This is a genomic window from Nocardiopsis lucentensis DSM 44048 (genome assembly GCF_000341125.1).
GTDB lineage: Bacteria > Actinomycetota > Actinomycetes > Streptosporangiales > Streptosporangiaceae > Nocardiopsis > Nocardiopsis lucentensis.
In genome coordinates, this window is the sequence record NZ_ANBC01000234.1 from 1 (window position 1) to 18,358 (window position 18,358).

Below are 18,358 nucleotides of genomic sequence, written 5' to 3' on the forward strand. Positions count from 1 at the left end.
GCACCGCCCGGTGGATCGGCGAGCTGCCCGACGGTGTGACCAACGCCGAACTGGACCGTGTCGAGGTGGTCGGAACCCTCACCCCGAAGGCGACCGGGGAGCACCTGCTCGGCATCTCGGGCGCCGGGCGCTACACCCTCTCCGTCGACGGGGAGGTCCTCTTCGACGGTGAGCTCGACTTCGAGGGCGACGACCCGGCCGCGGCCATGTTCGATCCGCCCACGACCACCGTCCCGGTCGCGCTCACCGAGGGGCGCGACGTCCGCCTGTCCGTGGTCAAGGCCCACCAGGACCTGGGCATGGGCGACTTCGCCTTCATCGGGTTCACCCTCACCCACCGCGCGCCGCTGGCCGACGACGACGTCCTCATCGAGGAGGCCGTCGAGGCGGCGCGCGGCGCCGACGTGGCCGTCGTCCTGGTGGCCACGACCGCCGAGGTCGAGTCGGAGGGCTTCGACCGCTCCGACCTGCGGCTGCCCGGCCGCCAGGACGAGCTCGTCGCCCGGGTAGCCGAGGTCAACGACCGGACCGTGGTCGTGGTCAACGCCGGTTCCCCCGTGGAGATGCCGTGGCGGGAGGACGTCCGCGCGATCCTGCTCACCTGGTTCGGAGGCCAGGAGCTCGGCGGGGCCCTCGCCGACGTCCTGCTCGGGCGCCGCGACCCGTCCGGACGCCTGCCCACGACCTGGCCGGTCGCGGAGGAGGACGTCCCGGTACTGGACGTGGTCCCCACGGACGGCGCCCTGGAGTACGCGGAGGGCGTGTTCGTCGGCTACCGGGGCTGGGAGCGCGCCGGGAGGACCCCGGCGTTCTGCTTCGGGCACGGGCTGTCCTACACGGAGTGGCGCTACGACGGGGTCGACGTCGAGCTGGCCGCCCCCGGCGCGGACGAGGACGTCCTCGCCACGGTGCGGGTCCGTGTGACCAACGCCGGGGAGCGCGACGGCGACGAGGTCGTGCAGGTCTACCTGGCCCCGCGCGAACCGGGGGACCGGCCCGCGCGCGTGCTGGCCGGGTTCGCGACCGTGCGGGCGGCCGCCGGAGCGACCGCCGAGGCCGTCGTCACCGTCTCCCGCGAGGCGATCCGCACGTGGGCGTCCGACGCCGACGAGTGGGAGTACGTCTCCGGTGCCTACGAGCTGCTCGTCGGCCGCTCGTACCAGGACACGCGTCTGTCCGTCCCCGTCGACCTGCGGTAGCCGTTCCCGTCGTCGCCGGGTGCCGGTCGGTATCCGGCGACACGGCGGCCTTCCGTTCCCCGTGGTCGACGCGCGGACGGAACCGGGGCGTGGACCCGCCCGGTCGCCTCACCCCTCGCGCGTCCGAGGAAACGCCCACCTGGTCGAACCGATCGCGGCGCACGGCGCTCAAACCCGAATTACCCTTGGGCGTCACTCGCCATTGAATAGAGGTGGCGCGGTGCGGCCGTATCCTCAGGGCCGTTCGATGCGGGCGCGGATCACTTTGGCCGGTTGGAAACCGATCCGAGTGGCCGGATGTGGTCACCGTTGTCGGAGGCCCCGATCGCATGCCTCTGACCTTCGATTATATGGATGGTTGCCGTATCGGCGAGTGAGGCGACTAGCGGTGTTCGCCGGTTTGGTCGAGTGGGGAAGCGACATATCCGTCGGCCCGGTCGTAGAGTGCGATCAGCAAGGCCCCGACGACCATCCTCGCAGACCTGCCTCAGATTCCTGTCGCGGGTCCGCGTTCGTGTACGTGGTTCACGGCGATCCACGGAACACACAACACTGGATTTCGATGCATTCTATCCCCCACATCTGGAGACCACGATGAGTGAACGGTCGGTGCGTACGGTTGAGGTACCCCTAGACGGCAGTGGTGGAGAAACGATCCGCGTGCAGATATCGGAACTGGACAACGACCTTGTCCGCGTTGGTCGCGGTGATCGTTCCATTGCACGGGCCGAGCGTTCGTTCGGGCAGATGCTGGACACCGTACGGCCGGTCGCGGACAATTTTGTGGGGCGCTTCAGGGAATTGGCTCATACACCCGACGAGATCACTCTCGAGTTCGGCCTGTCACTCTCCGTCGAAGCGGACATCGTCGTATCCAGTACCGCGGCTGAGGCCAATTTCTCCGTGAGTCTGACATGGAACAGGGACGATGGGGTCGGCGCTCCCGACGGTCGTTCACGCCAGGCCGACCGGTAGATCACACCGGGGAGGACGGCCGTGGTGACCGGTACAACATCGCGGAGCGCGCAGGAAGCACTCGCTTCGGCGGTCGTTCGGATCAGCAGCCCGGACGGCGCCGTCTGTGGTGCGGGCGCACTCGTCGCGTCGGACCTGGTGCTGACCTGTGCCCACGTCGTATCCGATGCTCTGGGTCGCCCCCGTGGTGACGAGGTCGCGCTCGGGGCCGTGGTCACGGTCGATCTTCCTCTGGCCGGGCAGTCGGCAGGAGGGGGCGCCCGGTGGCCGGCGGAGGTGGTGCAGTGGGTGCCGATCCGGTCCGACCGCACGGGAGACGTCGCCCTTCTGCGGTTGGGGAACACCATTCCCGGCGCGCACCCGTTGCCCGTGGCCGACCCTGAGGACGTATGGGAGCACGGGGCGCGGTCGGTGGGCTTCGTCGACGGTGAGCCGACGGCGCTGTGGCTTCGGGGCAGGCTCGGCGGGGTGACGGAGGAGGGGTGGATACAGCTCTCCCGCGCTGACGGGCAGACCGCCTTCGCCAAGCGGGGTTTCAGCGGGAGTCCCGTCTGGGACAACGAGCTGGGCGCGGTCGTCGGCTTGGTGGTCGCGGCACAGCCGGAACAGGATTCGCAGCAGGTGTTCGTGCTGCGCACCAGAACGCTCCTGCACGAGATCACCGGACTCGACGCCGTTCTGTTCCCGGATCCGCCCTTCCGCGGTCTGTCTCCTCTCAGGGAAGGCGACGCGGACATCTTCTTCGGGCGGGACGACGATGTCGACAAGGTGGTCGCGGCCCTGCGGGGAGATCACGCCGCCGTCACCGTGTACGGGCCCTCGGGCTGCGGGAAGTCCTCCCTCGCCCTCGCCGGTGTGGTGCCTCGGATGCGCCAGGACGGCTTCGAGGTACTGGTGGTCAACGCCGGCCGCGTCGGTTCCCTGAGGGCTGCCTTGGCCACGGAGCTGTTCGAAGCGATGAACTCGGGACGCTTCGGCCCGGCGCGGGCGGAACGGACTGATCAGGGTCAACTGGAACGGTGGTTGGACGACCTCGGGCTCATGGACGCCTTCCACCGGGCCACCGGACGTCAGGACATGCGCCTACTGATCGTGCTCGATCAGTTCGAAGCGCTGCTGAACCTCTCCGAACCGGAGATCGAACAGGTTGTCGCCCTGCTGTTCCCGGAGCGTGGACCCGAGGGCTTGAGAGTTCTCGCCACCCTGCGCGCCGACCTCATGGACGCCATGCTGAGCCACGCGCGCCTCGGCCCGGCTCTGAAGCGCGGATCGACGCTGCCGATCACGCCCATGACGCGGGATCAACTGCACGCCGTGATCACACAGCCGCTTCGACGAGTTCCGGCGGTTGAGTACGACCCCGGGCTTGACCTGCGCATCCTGGACGATGCAGGTGACGAACCAGGAACCCTTCCACTGCTGAGCTTCGTCCTCGAACAGCTGTGGGAGGAGCGGGTCGCCGGGCGCCTGCGGGCCTCGGCCTACGAGCAGCTCGGCGGGGTGTCCGGGGCCCTGCGCAAACATGCCGACGAGGCGTGGCGCGCATGCGTCAGGCCGGAAGACGAGGCGGAGGCACGGCAGCTGCTCACCGGACTGGTCCGGGTACTGCCAGGAGGTGAGGCGCCGCAGCGGCGTGTTCTGACGTGGCGGGAGGCTGGAGACACACGTTGGCGGCTGGTGCAGGCCCTGGCCCAGTGGCGCCTGTTGGTCCTGTACGGAGGGGACGGCCAGCCCGAGAGCGCGGAACTGGCTCACGAGGCATTGATCCTGGCCTGGCCGAGGCTCGCCGACGAGGTGCGCCGAAGCGCCGATTTCCTCGCGGGCCGCGCGGAGGTGCAGCACGACCTCGAACGATGGCGTAGGGCGAATTCCCGGTCCGACATGTTGCCGGGAGCCCTTCAGCTCGCGTCCCTGGAAGCGCGGTTACGAGGGCGTGAGACGGACCTGACCGCGGAGCAGCAAGATTTCCTGGCACGGGCCCGCCGACGGCGGAGAGTGAGGCGGGCGAGGGCCAGGACGGCCGGAGTCGCGGCCGCCCTGGCCCTCGCTCTGATCGTCGGACTGTCCACGTTCCTGGTCCAGCAGTCAAACGTGAGCCAGCAGCGAGCCGCTGAGAGCCTGTCGCGGGCGCTCGCCGTCCGTTCGGACGAGTTGATGGAGACCGACCCCGGCCTGGCAGCCCTGACCGCGCTCGCCGCCTACGAGGCCGAACCGACGCAGGAGGCACTCAGCGCGCTGATGCGCCGGTACGACGCCTTCCAAGAAGCCGTGTGGACGCTCACGGGTCCGCAGGGGGAGATCAGCGCGGTGGCCATGAGCGCGGACGGATTGGTGACCCTGGTGACCACCGAGGGCGGCCGCGCGACCCTGTTCGTGCGCACGCCTGAAGGCGAGGTCGAACGGGAGCACCTCAATCTCGCCCAGAACGTCCTGTCTCCGGTGGTCAGCCGCGACGGGGGGCGGATCGCCTACAGGTATGACCTGGACGGTACCCTGGTCTGGCATGACGTGACCCCCTCCGGCGAGCAGATGGTCGGGCCGCCGCAGCGGCTCCACCCTCCGCTCACCAGTGCTTCTCTGGGTACGTGGTTCTTCGACACCAAGATCGTGGACTTCTCGCCGGACGGCCGCCGACTGGTGGGGGTATCGGCCGCCGACTCGGGGCTGCCCGTGCGTGTCTGGGACCTGGAGAGCGGGCGGTCGAGGACCCTGTCGGACGATGTCTTCGGCCTCGTGGAGGTGTGGTTCGGGCCGGACGAGAACACACTGGTGGCCGTTAGGTCCGACGATGATCCGGAATCACTGGAGCACTCGGTGGTGGTGGTCGACATCCGTGCCGGTACGACACGTGAACTCGTGAGCGGTGTCCTGGATCCGGACATCAGTGTCTCCGGGGACGGCGCCGTCGTGGTCGTCTGCGGTGAGGAGGTCGGCACCGGTACGCCCGAACAGGTCGGTTATCGGGCTCTGAGCGTGTCGGACGGGCGGGTGCTGCGGGACTTCGCGGGCCGCGTGGACGCGTCGTGCGCGGACGTCGCCGTCACGGAGGGCGGGGAGAGGTTCGCGGTGCTCACCGCGCAGGACGAGTGGGATCTCGTCGACACCTCGGATTGGCAGGCGAGCCCGGCGCGGTTCCTCGCTGCTCCCCCCTCCTATCTTTCCGTAGCCAAGGGGGCGCCCCTTCTGGGTACCGAGCGTGAACCCGTCGTCGTCACACAGAACGATGACGCGGTGACGGGTTGGCTTCTCACAGAGTACTTCGAGTACAGGGTCGAGAGTCCTCCGCGGCTGCTCGGAGACGGATCCACCCTGGTCTCCCGTGCCGTCCGCGAGGGGGCGGACGATGACCTCCTGGTCGTCATGGACACGGAGGGCTCGTGGGAGACCCTCGCCGAAGTCCAGACCGGTGCCTCCATCCCGCCGGACCCGGCCCAGGAGATCCAGGTCAACAGTTCTGGGACCTTGGTGGCGGACGTGTCGAACCTGAATCGGATCACGGTCCGTGAACTGCCCTCGCTGCGTCCGGTGACGGAGTTCGACGCGGTGCTCCCCTCTGTGGGCGAGGACGGGGCGCGGGGGTTACTGGAGTACCTGTTCCTGAACGACGATCAGATCGTGACGGTTTCGGACACACTCGTCGAGCACTGGGACGCGCGCGACGGCCGCAGACTCTCGCAGCCCGTGGACGTGGCCGACCTGCGGCTCACCACTGAGGAACATCCCGCCTTTCTGGTGGCACGCCATCCCGAGCCGGGCCACGTAGCGGTCACGGTCCACGGAGAGCCGGACGTCCACGCGGTGGATCTGGCCACCGGAGGGGTGGACGAGGATCTACGCGTGCGGCTCGGCGACGGACTCGTCGCGGTGGCGTTCCTGAAGGATCCGCGCTACGCGGCGGCGATGACTACGGGTCTCATGGTGGAGCTGTGGTCTATTCCCTCTGACCGGGAGCCTGAGAGAGTGGTGGGTCCCCTGGGGCCGCTGGTTGAGAACCGGTGGACGGTGGGCCGTGCCGGGGCCGCCGGGTTCTTCCTGGCCAACGGCAGTTCCGTGCAGTTCCTGCGGGCGGACGAGCCCTATGACCGGGAGGTCTTCGAGTTCGGCGGGCCCCAAGGATTCCTGGCGGCGGCCGATGACGGCAGGGCACTGCTGCGGGCGCCCGATCAGGGAGGCGGGATGGAGGTGTTCCGCCTGGATCCGGGCCTGTGGCGGCGGCACCTGTGCGCGGTCGTCGGCCGTGACTTCACCGATGACGAACGGGACGGCCTTCCCCCCGGCCTTCCCCCCGGTCTGCCCACCGAGACCTGCCCTCGGGAGGAGTGATGCCAGGGGGAGCCCTGTCCGGCTGCGAGGTGGGGAGCCCGTGGGCATGCCGTGTCGCGGGACCCGGACTTCCCCGCCCGCGCCCTGTCCGGACGCCCGGACAGGGCGCCCGCCCTACGTCTCCCGCTCCACCAGGACCGGCTTCCACGGGGACAGGTGCACCGCTGCGCGCTCCCGGACCGCCTCGACGATCCGCCGCGCCGTGGCCCCGGGCTCCTCGGACTCCAGGCGCACGCTGGTCAGCCGGGGGCGGAGCATCCGGCACAGCATGACGTCGTCCGCGCCCACCAGCCCGACCTGCTCGGGCACCCGCACGTCCGCGTCCAGCAGCGCGCCGAGCAGGAGCCCGCTGAACTCGTCGTTGTACCCGAACACGCCGTCGGGCAGCCCCTCGGCGACCCACGTTCCGACCAGCTCGGCCGCGCTCTCCGGCGTCCAGTCCATCTCGTACCGCCGCACGGACGCTCCGGGCCCCGTCCGCTCCACCGCCGAGCGCACCCCCTCCAACCGCCGTTCGCCCATCTGGCGCAGGGTGTCCTCGCGCGGCACGACGACGGCGATGTCGCGGCACCCCCGTCCGACCAGGTGCTCCCCGGCCCGCGCGCCCAGGCCGTGGTGGTCCATCGTCAGCGTGGACACGCCCAGTTCCTTGGCCCGTTCCGGGGGAGTGCCCACCGCGAACACGTGGATGTCGGCCTTGCGCAGCAGTTCCACCCCGGCGGGGGTGAGCCGGTCGTCCCCGGCCACGACGGCGGAGGGCCGCATGGCCGCCCAGGCGCGCGCCGCCTTCACCCCCCGGCTGCGCTCCGCCCCGTACTGGAGGAGCGTGTAGCCCAGCTCGCGCAGGCCGTGCGAGAGGTCGTGCAGGAACCGTGACGCCAGCGGCCCCTGCACCACGTCCATCTGGACGTGCAGGACGAGGTCGCTGGTGCCCGTGCGCAGTGACCGCGCGCTGGCGTGCGGGACGTAGCCCAGCTCGTCGGCGACGGACCGTACCCGTTCCCGCGTCGCCTCCGGGATGCGCGCCCCCGGGGCGTCGTTGAGGACGTACGACACGGTCGCGGTCGACACACCCGCGCGCCTGGCGATGTCGGTGATGGTCGCGGGTCGGGGGCGGATCGAAGTCATGGCCCTATCTTGCCTGCCTGTCGGGGCCGGTGCCCAGTGGAGGCCCCGGGCGCGGAACCGGCGCGTGTGAACTGCTGATGACGCATCCATTGACAAGGTTAAACGCGTAACCTAGCTTAATCGCATAACCGACGCCTGAACAGGCGTTTCTCCGTCACACAGGTTCACGCCAGGGAGATCCACATGTCCGAGCACCCTTCCCCCAGGCCGGACGCTTCGGGCGCCGCCCCCACACAGGCGCCCCCACCCACGACGGGACGGCGCGGACTGGGCCGCCTCATCCCTCTGCTCGGGGCGGGCAACCTCGCCGTCTACGCCTTCTACCTGGGCATCGGCGCGGTCCTGCTCCCCCTCCAGGTCCAGGGACTCACCCCCGGCGACGAGGAGGCCGCCGTCGCCAACCTCGGCGTGGTCGCCGGGATCGCCGCCGTCTTCGGCACCGTGTTCAACCCGGTCGGCGGCGCCCTGTCCGACCGCACCCGCACGCGCTGGGGCCGCCGCAACCCCTGGCTCCTCGGCGGCGCGCTCGCCGCCTTCGTCCTCGTGTTCGTCCTGGGCTACGCCGACTCCCTGCTGATGATGGTGATCGGCTGGTGCCTGGCCCAGGGCGCCATGAACCTGCACCACGCGGCGCTCACCGCGATCATTCCCGACCGCGTCCCCCACGACCGGCGCGGTACCGCGGCCGCCGCCATGGGCATCGCGGTCTCCGTGGCCGGGGTTCTGGGAACCGGACTCGCCGCGCTCTTCACCGCCCGGCTCCCGCTCGGTTACATCGTGCTCGGCGGCATCGTCGTCGCGGCGGCCGTCCTGCTCACCGCGACCACCCACGACCCCCGCGGCGCGGAACTGCCCGAGCGCGGCGGCGCCACGGGCGGCAGCCCCCCGGCCGCGCTGGGCCGCTTCCTGTCCGCGCTGGCCCACCGCGACTTCGCCCTGGTCTTCGCCGGTCGGGCGCTGCTCTTCCTCGGCTACTTCCTCATCTTCGGCTTCCAGCTCTACATCCTCGACTACTTCATCGCCCTGCCCGAGGGCCTGGAACCCGCCGCCGCGGTCACCGTGCTCACCCTGGTGACCGCCGCGGGCACCGTCCTCACCACGGCCGCCGGCGGACCGCTCTCCGACCGCCTCGACCGCCGCAAGCTCTTCGCGCTGGTCTCCGGCGTCGTCTCCGCCCTGGCGATGCTCATCCCCTTCTTCACGCCGACCTGGACCGGCATGCTCGTGTTCGCCGTGGTCAACGGCAGCGCCTTCGGCTGCTTCATGGCCGTGGACACCGCCCTGGCCACCCTCGTCCTGCCCAGCGACGCCGACGCCGCCCGCGACATGGGCGTCCTCAACGTCGCGGCCGCCGGACCGCAGATCATCGCCCCGTTCATCGCCTCGGCGATCATCCTCCACCTCGGCGGCTACGGGTCGCTGTTCCTGGTCGGCTCAGCCGTCGGCCTCCTCGGCGCGCTCGCCATCGTCTTCGTCCGCGGCGTCCGCTGACCGCCCGACCGCCTCGACCGACCCCGACACTCCCACTCCCGACCGACTCCGAGGAGGAACCCTTGCGACTCGCCACCCACGTGACCGGCGACGGTGACCGGACCGCCCTGCTCGTCCACGGCGCCATGTCCGACCACGGCACCTGGCACGCCCTCGAGGCCGACCTGGTCGACCGCGGCTACCAGGTGATCGGCGTCGACCTGCGCGGCCACGGGCGGAGCCCGCGCGGCGGCTACTCCGTCGCCGCGCTCGGCCAGGACCTCGTCGACACCCTGCCGACCGGCGCGGACCTGGCCGTCGGCCACTCCATGGGCGGTCTGGCCCTGTCACTGGCCGTGGAACGCCTGCGCCCCGCCCGCGCGGTCTACTCCGACCCCGCCTTCCGGTTCAGCGGCGCCTCCACGGCCGCCCTCGGAGCCATGCGCCGCATGGTCGCCCAAGCCACCGCGGAGAGCGTGCGCGCGATGAACCCGCGCTGGAGCGACGCCGACGTCGAGGCCGAGCTCGCCGGTTTCGCCGCCTTCGACCCGGACTTCTTCGACGTCGTCACCGAAGCCTCGGCGAAGGACCGTGTACCGACCACCGCCGCGGTCCCCTCCCTGGTCCAGCTGGCCGATCCGAGTTTCACGGTGGACGAGGACGGTGCCCGCCTGCTGGCTGAGCGCGGATTCACCGTCCGCACGGTCGCGGGCGCGGGTCACTGCATCCACCGCGACGACTATCCCGCCTTCCTCGCGTCACTGGAGGGGTGGCTGTGACCGCCGTGATCCGTCGCGCCGCCGCCGTCCTGGCGCTCCCGCTGCTCGCCGCCTGCTCCGCCCACGACACCGACACGACGCCCGACCGGGGCGCGCACGAGGACTTCGCCCCCGCCTCACTCGACGGTCTGCGGGTGCTCCTGGGCAACGACGACTCCATGCGGGCCGCGCGGGAGGACGGGTCGGACGGACTGGGCCTGTACGAACTGCGGTCGGCGCTGTGCGCGGCCGGGGCGGACGTGGTGGTCTTCGCCCCGTGGGGCTACCAGTCCAGCATGAGCGGTGCCGTCTCGCACAGCGGCTCGTTCGGGCTGGGGAGCCCCTCCGACCCGCCCGACGAGTACGCGGACGACTGCGCCGACGCCCCCGGCGGGGGAGCCGTCCACGGCGTCTGCGTCGAGGACGGCCCTTGCGAGGAGGACTCGCCCAGCGCCACCCCGGTCGACTCCGTGACCTTTGCGCTCCACCACGGCCTGCGGGAGCTCGTCGGCTGGAGCGAGGCCCCCGACGTCGTGGTCTCCGGCGTCAACTCGGGCCCCAACGTGGCCACGCAGATCCCCAACTCCGGCACGGTCGGGGCGGCCCTCGCCGGGCAGCTCGCCGGTGTGCCGTCCCTCGCCGTGAGCGCCTCCGTCGACGAGGACCTCGTGGTCACCCCCGAGACCTACTCCGCGACGGCCGCGTTCACCGCCGACCTGCTCGCCCGCCTGCACGGGGCCGACCTGCTCACCAGCGAGTACCTGGTCAACGTCAACCACCCGCACTCCGCGGACGGGGAGCCCGCCTCCGACGTCCGGTGGACCGAGGCGGGCACCGGTACCGTCCTGGTCCCCACGTTCACCGGCGAGGACACCTACGAGCTCGGCGTGACCGTCTGCGGGCCGGACACGCCGGGATGCCTGCCGGAGACCAAGGAGGACGCCGACAGCACGGCGCTTCTGACGGAGGGCGCGGTCTCGGTCAGCGCTCTCACCTCCGACCGCACCTACGCCTCCGGCGAGGACCCGGCCGAGATCGAACGCCTGGCAGCGCTGGTGGAGTCCCTCGGCTCCTCCTGACGGCGGCGCTCCCGCCCCCGGGGCGCCTTCCCCGTCCACCGCTCCCGGCCCGCGCGGTGCGGGGGTCAGGCGCCCCGGGCGCCCCGTCGCGCACCGGGGACGCACACGTCCAGCGCACGCCGCCACGCGCCGACCGAGCGCCAGAACTCCTCCGGAGCCGGGACGGGGGTGAACATCCACATCCGTTCCCACGCGGGCGAGGCGCGCCCGGCGATCTCCTCACGCGCCTCGTAGGGAGGCGGTCCGCCCACCGGGTACCACGTGTAGCCGAGCGGGTCGAGCAGGGCCATGAGCCGCTCCTCCAGCCCCCGGTCCGGGCGCACCTTCACCAGCATCCACGGCCGGTGGCGCCGCAGTACCTCCAGACCTCCCGCGACCACGTCCGGCTCGGTGCCCACGGTGTCCACCTTGACCACCGAGGGCAGGACCGACGCCTCCTCGCTCCAGTGCGCCAGCGTCGTCACCGCCACCGGGACGTGCGCGAGATCGGCGCGTGTGGCGTGCACGACCGTGTTGCACATGTCGTTGTGCCGTGCCCGGCGCAGGCGGGCGGTGCCGTTGTGGTTGCTCAGCGCCAGTTCCACGACCACGAACCCCAGCCCGCCGGTCTGGGCCACCGCCCGGGCCGCCGAGGCGATCTCCGGGGTCGGTTCGAAGGCGAACACCGGCCGGTCCGTTCGCGCGGCGGCCAGGATCGCGTACACGCCCACCCCGGAGCCCACGTCGAGCACGGCGCCGGGCGGGGTGTGGTCCAGCATCGCCAGGAAGCAGGCGAGGCTGTCGGGCTCGTGCCGGGAGAGGCCGGACGCGGCCAGGCGCCTGGGGACGGTGAGGTCGCCGGGCAGCCGCAGCGTGATGCTGTCGGGGCCGGCCGGGGACGGGTCCGGGTCGAGCCGGGGCAGGACGACGGTCAGGTCGCGGTTCCACGGCGGGACGCGGGCGGGATCGAGTCCGCCCAGCCGTCTGGGGAGGCGCACACGGATCTGGCGCGTGGCGAAGCGCACCACGGGATAGCGGCGTACGAGCGCTCTCAGCTGGTCGGTGACCACAGTTGACTCCCCCCAGGAACGGGGTCACGGCGCGGGTTCGGGGAGCGGACCGTCCGGTGTCCCGCGACACGCGGGCGGCCCCGACGTGCGGCGCCCCGTGCACCTCCTCCGGCCCAGGACTCCGGCGGACTGCTTCGAACCTACTGTGCGTGGTGGCCCCTGCGCATTGTGTTTCGGTGATTGGTTCGGCCGCCCGGCGGTGGCGGATCGGCGTACTCGTCGGTCCGCATAGACTCTGACCTTGTGAGTCTGTCTATCGGGATCGTCGGCCTGCCCAATGTCGGCAAGTCCACCCTCTTCAACGCGCTGACCAAGAACGACGCTCTGGCCGCGAACTACCCGTTCGCGACCATCGAGCCCAACGTCGGGGTCGTGGGTGTGCCCGATTCCCGGCTCGCCACCCTGGCCGGGATCTTCGACTCGGCGAAGGTCCTGCCCGCGACGGTGGACTTCGTCGACATCGCGGGTATCGTCCGCGGCGCCTCGACCGGTGAGGGACTGGGCAACAAGTTCCTCGCCAACATCCGCGAGAGCGACGCCATCTGCCAGGTGATCCGGGCCTTCGACGACCCGGACGTCACACACGTGGACGGCGACGTCGAGCCCTCGCGCGACATCGAGACGATCAACACCGAGCTGATCCTCGCCGACCTGCAGACCCTGGAGAAGGCGATCCCGCGCCTGGAGAAGGACGCCAAGCGCAACGCCAAGGACAAGGCCGCCCAGGAGCTGCTCCAGACGGCGCTGGCCGCCCGCGAGGTCCTCGACGGCGGTACGTCGCTCTACGCGGCCGAGGGCCTGGACACGCACCGGCTGCGCGAGCTGAGCCTGCTCACCGTCAAGCCGTTCATCTACGTGTTCAACCTCGACAGCGGTGACCTGGCCAACGAGGCCCTGCGCGCGAAGCTCCAGGAACTCGTCGCCCCGGCCGAGGCGATCTTCCTCGACGCCAAGATCGAGGCGGACCTGGCCGAGCTGGACGAGGAGGAGGCGCAGGAGCTCCTGGAGTCGATGGGGCAGACGGAGTCGGGTCTGGCGCAGCTGGCCCGGGTCGGTTTCGACACCCTCGGCCTTCAGACCTACCTGACGGCCGGGCCCAAGGAGGCCCGCGCGTGGACCGTGCGCAAGGGCGCCACGGCGCCCGAGGCCGCCGGGGTCATCCACACCGACTTCCAGCGCGGCTTCATCAAGGCCGAGGTGGTCTCCTTCGACGACCTGGTCGAGGCGGGCGACATGCAGGCCGCCCGCGCCGCGGGCAAGGTCCGCATGGAGGGCAAGGACTACGTGATGGCCGACGGCGACGTGGTGGAGTTCCGCTTCAACGTCTGACCGGTCCCAAGCCGTTCGCGCGAAGGCCCGCACCGCCTGTGGTGCGGGCCTTCCGTCGTCCTGGGACTCAGTCGTGCTCCGGAACCGGGCACCCGTCGGGGCCGCAGGCCTCGGCGTCTTGTGCGGAGCCGACGGTGGTGAGGGGTGAGCGGTTCGCCCACGCCTGCTCGAGCGCCTGGCCGAACGTCTCGACCGGTTGGGCCCCGGAGATCCCGTAGGCGCGGTCGAGCACGAAGAACGGCACCCCGGTGGCCCCGAGCCGGGCGGCCTCGCGCTCGTCGGCGCGCACCTCGTCGGCGTGACGCTCGGGGTCGGTCAGGACGGCACGGGCCTCCTCGGCGTCCAGCCCGGCCTCGACGGCCAGTTCCACCAGGCGCTCGCCCCCCTCGAAGGCGGAGCGCTCCTCGACGAAGTTGGCCCGGTAGAGCACGTCGATCAGTGCGTCCTGGCGTCCCCGCTCCAGGGCGAAGCGCAGCAGTCGGTGCATGTCGAAGCTGTTGCCGACGTCCCGCCCCGCCGTGCGGTACCCCAGGCCCTCGGCGGCGGCGTTGGCGGCGATCCGCTGTTCGGCCTGTTCGGCCTGTGCCTCGGTCATGCCGTACTTCCTCGCGAGCATCGGCACGACCGGTTCCGTGGTGCCCTGGGGGAACGACGGATCGAGCTCGAAGGGTCGGTGGACGACCTCGACCTCGTCGCGGTGCTCGAAACCGGCGAGCGCCTTCTCGAAGCGTGCCTTGCCCACGTAGCACCAGGGGCAGTTGATGTCGGTCCAGATCTCGACGCGCATGTGACGGCTTCTTTCTCGGGGCGGCCGGGTTCGGGGGCGCTCCCCAGGCGGGGTGCTCGCCCCCGAGGTGCGTCAACACAGGTCGGCTTCCCGGCATTCCGAACACGGCGCCGCCGCCGATGTGACGTCGGGGCCGGCCGCGCGGGAGCATCAGGCGCGCCAGGCGCGGGATCGCCGGGGCCGGAGCGGCCCGGGAGGAACGAGACTCCGGTTACATCCAGCCAACGGTTTTTCGTCCCCGAGGGCGACAACCCGCTTTCCGCCAGGTGACTAACTCCTGTCTTGGACGACCGGAATTGCGCTGACCTGCACCGTCACCATCCTGATTACCTGGGAATTCAACGCATTCGATGGCTTTCGCGAACTTTGGCCGGTGTGTTGGGTCCTCAGCCGACACCGAAACGCGCGGTCGGCATGGCCGCTCCCAACCCGCACAATGCCTCACTATAGGGATGGGGTAGACAAGGGCATGGCGGAAGGGCCGTCCGGACCGGACGGCGGAAACTGAGCGCAGGAGGCGGGGATGGCGAAGGCGTCACGGCTCGGTCAGTCCGGGCGTGACCAGTCCGACGGCACCGAGGCGGGGCTCGGCGCCCCGCGGTCCCGGCCGCCCCGAGCGGGGGCGGGCGGACGCTGGTGGGTCGGCGTGGGGCGCGCCGTGCTGTGGGCGTTCATCATCGTCGTCGTCGTCAACGGCGTCTGGTTCCCTTTGCGCGGTGGGTTCGCCCTGCCCAGCGCCTCCGAGGAACCCGAGAGCACCGACACCGTCACCTACCCCGAGACCGCCTCCGCCGCGTTCGCGCTCCGCTTCGCCGACGTCTACCTCAACACCGAGGACACCGAGGCGCGCCGCGCCGACCTCGCCGCGTTCGTCCCCGAGGGGGAGGCCACCGCGCTGGACGCCGCGGCCGACAGCCTCACCGGTGAGAACCTCACGGTCGTCGCCGTGGACGTCCTCGACGACAACAACGCCGTCGTGGTGGTCCGCGCCGACGTCAACGGCGAGCCGATGCGCCTGGACGTGCCCGTCTACGCCGACCAGGACGCCCTGGTGGTCTCCGGGCGTCCGGCGCTGCTGGCCGCGCCCACCCAGGCCACGCTGCCTCCCGGCGCATCCTTCGAGACCGATCCCAACGCCGCCGAACAGCTCGGCGAGGTGCTGCCCGGCTTCTTCGAGGCCTACGCCGGAGAACCGGACTTCCTGGAGCGGTTCCTCGAACAGGGCGCCTCCGTCACCCCGCTTCCGGCGAACACCCTGGAATTCGCCGAACTGTCCGAAATCACGGTGCCATCCCAGACGTCGACCGGGGATGATGACGTACGACAGGTGGCGGTCACCGTCCGCTGGAACGTCCCGGCCTCCGACGACGGGGACGCGGGCCAGCTGGTGCAGGATTACCTGGTCACCGTAGTCAACTCGGGCAACGAGTGGCACGTGCGTGACATCCAGGGCGCCCCGCGTTCGTTCGACGGCTGACGGGGCGCCTAGGCACGGAGATGAGGGAGACGAGAAGAACCATGCGCACACCAGCGACGACACCGGAGGACGGCGCCTGACATGCTCCCCCTGCTGTCTTCCACGACGGACGCCCTCGCCCAGGCGGGCGGCGCCGACCTCCTCCACCTCGCGGCGGCGACCCCGCCCCCGCCGACGCAGGAGGCCCCCGACACGGGCGGCCTCGCCGACTTCCTCCGCGGCTTCTTCGGGCCGTTGTTCCTCGTCATCGTGTCGATCGTGGCGGTGTTCTTCCTGTTCACGCGTGAGATCACGCGGTTCGCGCAGTTCATCATCCTGGCGATCTTCATCGGGATCGTCTTCTACGTCCCCGGCATCATCGAGGTCATCGCTGTGGCGCTGGCCCGAGCGATGGGCGTGTCGGCGGAATAGGCGAGGGAGGCCGGGAACGTGGATCTGCCCACATACACCAACATTTGGCGTATCGAGAAGCGGCTGTACAAGCTCTACGATTTCCGGCTGCCCATGCCGCTCCCGGTGGGGACCTTCGGGGTCGCGCTGGGGGTCTTCGCGATCTGGGTGGTGCTGCTCAGCATCCTCAACGCGCCGTTCACCTTCGGCAACGGCTGGCACCTGGTGCTCTGGGTGGTGCCGCCGGGGGTGATCACCGTGCTGGCCACCCGACCGGTGATCGAGGGCAAGCGCCTCACCGAACTACTCATCTCCCAGGCCCGCTTCCTCACCGAGGCCCGTGTCTACACGCGTCTCGCGCCCGAGTACGAACCGGGTGAGGCCCGGGTGGTGGTGCGTGTGTGGCACCGCCACCCGGACGCGGGACCGCTGCCCGTGGTCGGACGGCGCCGGGGAGAACGCGCCGAGCCGGTCCGGGAGGTCGACGAGACCGGCGTCGGGGAGCTCCGCGCGGCCCCCTCCCCGAAGTCGGCGCCGCCGCTGGTGAACGTGGCTGAGCCCGCGCCCGTTCCCGAACGGGGACACCTCCCCGAACGGGCCCCCGCTCCCGAGCCCGAGCGAGTCCCCGAGGAGGCGCCCGAACCCGTCGCCGCCGACGCGGAGTACGGCCCGGCCGACGCGGAGCCCCTCGAGACCGCCCCCGACACGCGCGGTGCGACCCGCCGAGTCCTGAACTACTTCGGCTTCGCCCTCGAGCCCGGTGCCCCCGTGCCGCCGCGGGAACGCGGGGACGAGCCCGCTGGGGCCGACCGGTCCTTCGACCGGGAGGAGTCGCGGGAGGAGCGGGACGGCGAGGAGTGGATCTCCCGTCTGAGTGCGCACTCCGGACGGACCCCCGTCGGCCTCAGTGCCAAGACCTCCTACGAGGTCGGTGACACCGGGCCCCTGAACCGCACCGAGATCGACGAGGCCACCGGGATGACGGAGGCGCCCGAGGTGCCCGAGGTGCCTGAGGCGCCCGAACGGGCACGTGAGCGCCGCCGCGCCGAGGAGGTCATGGCCGCCCCCGATCCCGCTCCTGACACCGCTCCCGAGCCCGTCACCGGGGCCGGGGCGGTCACCGACCCCGAGGCGGGGGAATCCGATCCCGCGCGACGCCTGCGCGGACGCGTCCAGGGCATCAGGGTCGCCAAGGAACTGGACGAACGCCGCTCCGAACAGGTCCGTGAGCGCGCCCCGCAGGACCCGCCGTCCGCGCGGGCCCACGGGACCGCCCTGCCCGCCGATGCCCCGCCGTCTCCGCCCCGCCGCAGGGGTCGTCCGCACGCCGCCCCCTGGGAGCTGGACGAGTCCCATCGCGACGGCGGTTCCGGGCCGGGAGCCGACGACAGGCCCGCGGACCGGACCGGGTTTGGCGATCTGTCCGACTACGCCGAGCGCTACGCGGCGGCGACCGGTCGTTCCGTCACACCGGAGACTCCCTCCGCGCCCTGGCTTCCGTCCGTGTCCTCGACGCCGAAGGACGGACCGGAGCCGCAGGACGGGGACGGCGGTTCCCCGGCCGACGCCGATGACGAGGCGGAGACCGCCGCCACCCCGGACGCCCCGGCCGACACGGACACCTCAGATGCTGCGGACACCGCGGACGCACCAGCCGCCCCGGCCAGCGCGGAGGCCGGGACACCGGCCGGGCCGCCGCCGGAACTGGACCACGGGACCGGCGAGCAGGAGGCGATGCCGGCCCGGTCAGGCCGGGACGACGAGGACCGCGGGCCTGAGTGGAACGAGCACATGTCGGTGCTCGACCAGCACCTCAGCAAGGCGGACACCCCCGCGCCGCCGCGGCCCAAGTTCGCCGATGCCCTGCGCGGCGGTGAACGTGACCAGGGGGCCGCGGACCCGGCGCAGTGGTTCGAGGACGGCAAGAAGCGCCACCCCGACCAGCCCAAGGTCGGTGACCGGGGGAACCCGGTGATCCCGGCGAGTGAGCTGCGTGAGGAGGGCGTGGTCGCGGGCGAGGGGCTCGAGGCCGCCGCCGTCCGATCGACGGACACCGCTGAGACCTGCGCGGACGCGCGCGCCGAGGCGCCCGGGACCGAGGGCTCGGAGACCTCCACCGCGCGGACGGCCGATGTGGTCGAGGGCGCCGGGTCGGACGCGCCCGGCGATGTCGAGGCGCCCGGCGATGTCGAGGCGGCCGACGGCGCTGTCTCCGACCTCACGGAGGAGGACGAGGCCCCGGAGGACGCGGCCCCCGAGGTGACGCTCCCCGGCGCACCGGGCGGCACCGGTGACGCCGACGGAGTCAAACCGCCCACCCAGCTCGACCACGGAACGGGTGAGCTGGCGAGCTTCGTCGAGGTTCGGGGCGAGTCCGGAAACGGCCGCGCCGGC

At 71.5% G+C, this 18,358-nt stretch carries 13 protein-coding genes; 10 read left to right on the forward strand and 3 right to left on the reverse strand.

Going from position 1 to position 18,358, the window contains the following annotated elements:
- The 3 genes from D471_RS0107835 to D471_RS0107850 form a co-directional block, all read left to right on the forward strand.
- On the forward strand, positions 1–1,199 hold a 1,199-nt coding region (locus tag D471_RS0107835), incomplete at its 5' end, for a glycoside hydrolase family 3 C-terminal domain-containing protein (protein ID WP_017598103.1).
- Positions 1,200–1,793: 594 nt separating this feature from the next.
- Complete coding sequence (locus tag D471_RS0107845; protein WP_026127517.1) at positions 1,794–2,174, forward strand: CU044_2847 family protein; 381 nt, start codon at positions 1,794–1,796, stop codon at positions 2,172–2,174.
- A 24-nt stretch (positions 2,175–2,198) separates the two neighbouring features.
- The gene (locus D471_RS0107850; RefSeq protein WP_040688833.1) at positions 2,199–6,497 is read left to right on the forward strand and encodes an nSTAND1 domain-containing NTPase; all 4,299 of its coding nucleotides are present in this window, start codon (positions 2,199–2,201) and stop codon (positions 6,495–6,497) included.
- Between the two features lie 114 nt (positions 6,498–6,611).
- Here the strand turns inward: D471_RS0107850 and D471_RS33435 are convergent, their stop codons facing one another.
- A complete protein-coding gene (locus D471_RS33435; protein WP_017598107.1) occupies positions 6,612–7,625 on the reverse strand; it encodes a LacI family DNA-binding transcriptional regulator in 1,014 nt (337 codons plus the stop codon).
- Positions 7,626–7,808: 183 nt separating this feature from the next.
- Here D471_RS33435 and D471_RS0107860 point away from each other — a divergent pair, with 183 nt between their 5' ends.
- From D471_RS0107860 to surE, 3 genes are all read left to right on the forward strand, one after another.
- Positions 7,809–9,116: an MFS transporter gene (locus D471_RS0107860; RefSeq protein WP_017598108.1), complete on the forward strand. Its 1,308-nt coding sequence runs from the start codon at positions 7,809–7,811 to the stop codon at positions 9,114–9,116.
- Positions 9,117–9,178: 62 nt separating this feature from the next.
- Positions 9,179–9,874, forward strand: a complete 696-nt coding sequence (locus tag D471_RS0107865) for an alpha/beta fold hydrolase (RefSeq protein WP_017598109.1) — start codon at positions 9,179–9,181, stop codon at positions 9,872–9,874.
- Positions 9,871–10,932, forward strand: coding sequence for a 5'/3'-nucleotidase SurE (gene surE / locus D471_RS0107870; protein ID WP_017598110.1), 1,062 nt, complete (start codon positions 9,871–9,873; stop codon positions 10,930–10,932). The genes D471_RS0107865 and surE overlap by 4 nt, the downstream gene beginning before the upstream one ends.
- Before the next feature lie 65 nt (positions 10,933–10,997).
- Here the strand turns inward: surE and D471_RS0107875 are convergent, their stop codons facing one another.
- A complete protein-coding gene (locus D471_RS0107875; RefSeq protein ID WP_017598111.1) occupies positions 10,998–11,981 on the reverse strand; it encodes an FkbM family methyltransferase in 984 nt (327 codons plus the stop codon).
- 243 nt (positions 11,982–12,224) lie between these two features.
- Here D471_RS0107875 and ychF point away from each other — a divergent pair, with 243 nt between their 5' ends.
- Positions 12,225–13,310 (forward strand): redox-regulated ATPase YchF, encoded by a 1,086-nt coding sequence (gene ychF, locus D471_RS0107880; protein ID WP_017598112.1) that lies wholly within the window; start codon positions 12,225–12,227, stop codon positions 13,308–13,310.
- Positions 13,311–13,377: 67 nt separating this feature from the next.
- Here the strand turns inward: ychF and D471_RS0107885 are convergent, their stop codons facing one another.
- Positions 13,378–14,097, reverse strand: a complete 720-nt coding sequence (locus D471_RS0107885; RefSeq protein WP_017598113.1) for a DsbA family oxidoreductase — start codon at positions 14,095–14,097, stop codon at positions 13,378–13,380.
- Between the two features lie 523 nt (positions 14,098–14,620).
- On the opposite strand from D471_RS0107885, the gene D471_RS0107890 reads away from it, so the two are divergent.
- The 3 genes from D471_RS0107890 to D471_RS0107900 all read left to right on the forward strand — a co-directional run.
- Positions 14,621–15,574, forward strand: a complete 954-nt coding sequence (locus tag D471_RS0107890) for a conjugal transfer protein (RefSeq protein WP_017598114.1) — start codon at positions 14,621–14,623, stop codon at positions 15,572–15,574.
- 81 nt (positions 15,575–15,655) lie between these two features.
- Positions 15,656–15,985, forward strand: a complete 330-nt coding sequence (locus tag D471_RS0107895) for a hypothetical protein (protein WP_017598115.1) — start codon at positions 15,656–15,658, stop codon at positions 15,983–15,985.
- 18 nt (positions 15,986–16,003) lie between these two features.
- Positions 16,004–18,358, forward strand: a 2,355-nt coding sequence (locus D471_RS0107900; RefSeq protein ID WP_020380396.1) for a TcpE family conjugal transfer membrane protein, incomplete at its 3' end; no start/stop codon positions are given.

Bases quoted from the DNA above. Each gene is read 5' to 3' on its own strand.
- D471_RS0107845 (WP_026127517.1), top strand. From the start codon at position 1,794: ATGAGTGAACGGTCGGTGCGTACGGTTGAGGTACCCCTAGACGGCAGT.
- D471_RS33435 (WP_017598107.1), bottom strand. From the start codon at position 7,625: ATGACTTCGATCCGCCCCCGACCCGCGACCATCACCGACATCGCCAGG.
- D471_RS0107860 (WP_017598108.1), top strand. From the start codon at position 7,809: ATGTCCGAGCACCCTTCCCCCAGGCCGGACGCTTCGGGCGCCGCCCCC.
- D471_RS0107885 (WP_017598113.1), bottom strand. From the start codon at position 14,097: ATGCGCGTCGAGATCTGGACCGACATCAACTGCCCCTGGTGCTACGTG.
- D471_RS0107890 (WP_017598114.1), top strand. From the start codon at position 14,621: ATGGCGAAGGCGTCACGGCTCGGTCAGTCCGGGCGTGACCAGTCCGAC.
- D471_RS0107895 (WP_017598115.1), top strand. From the start codon at position 15,656: ATGCTCCCCCTGCTGTCTTCCACGACGGACGCCCTCGCCCAGGCGGGC.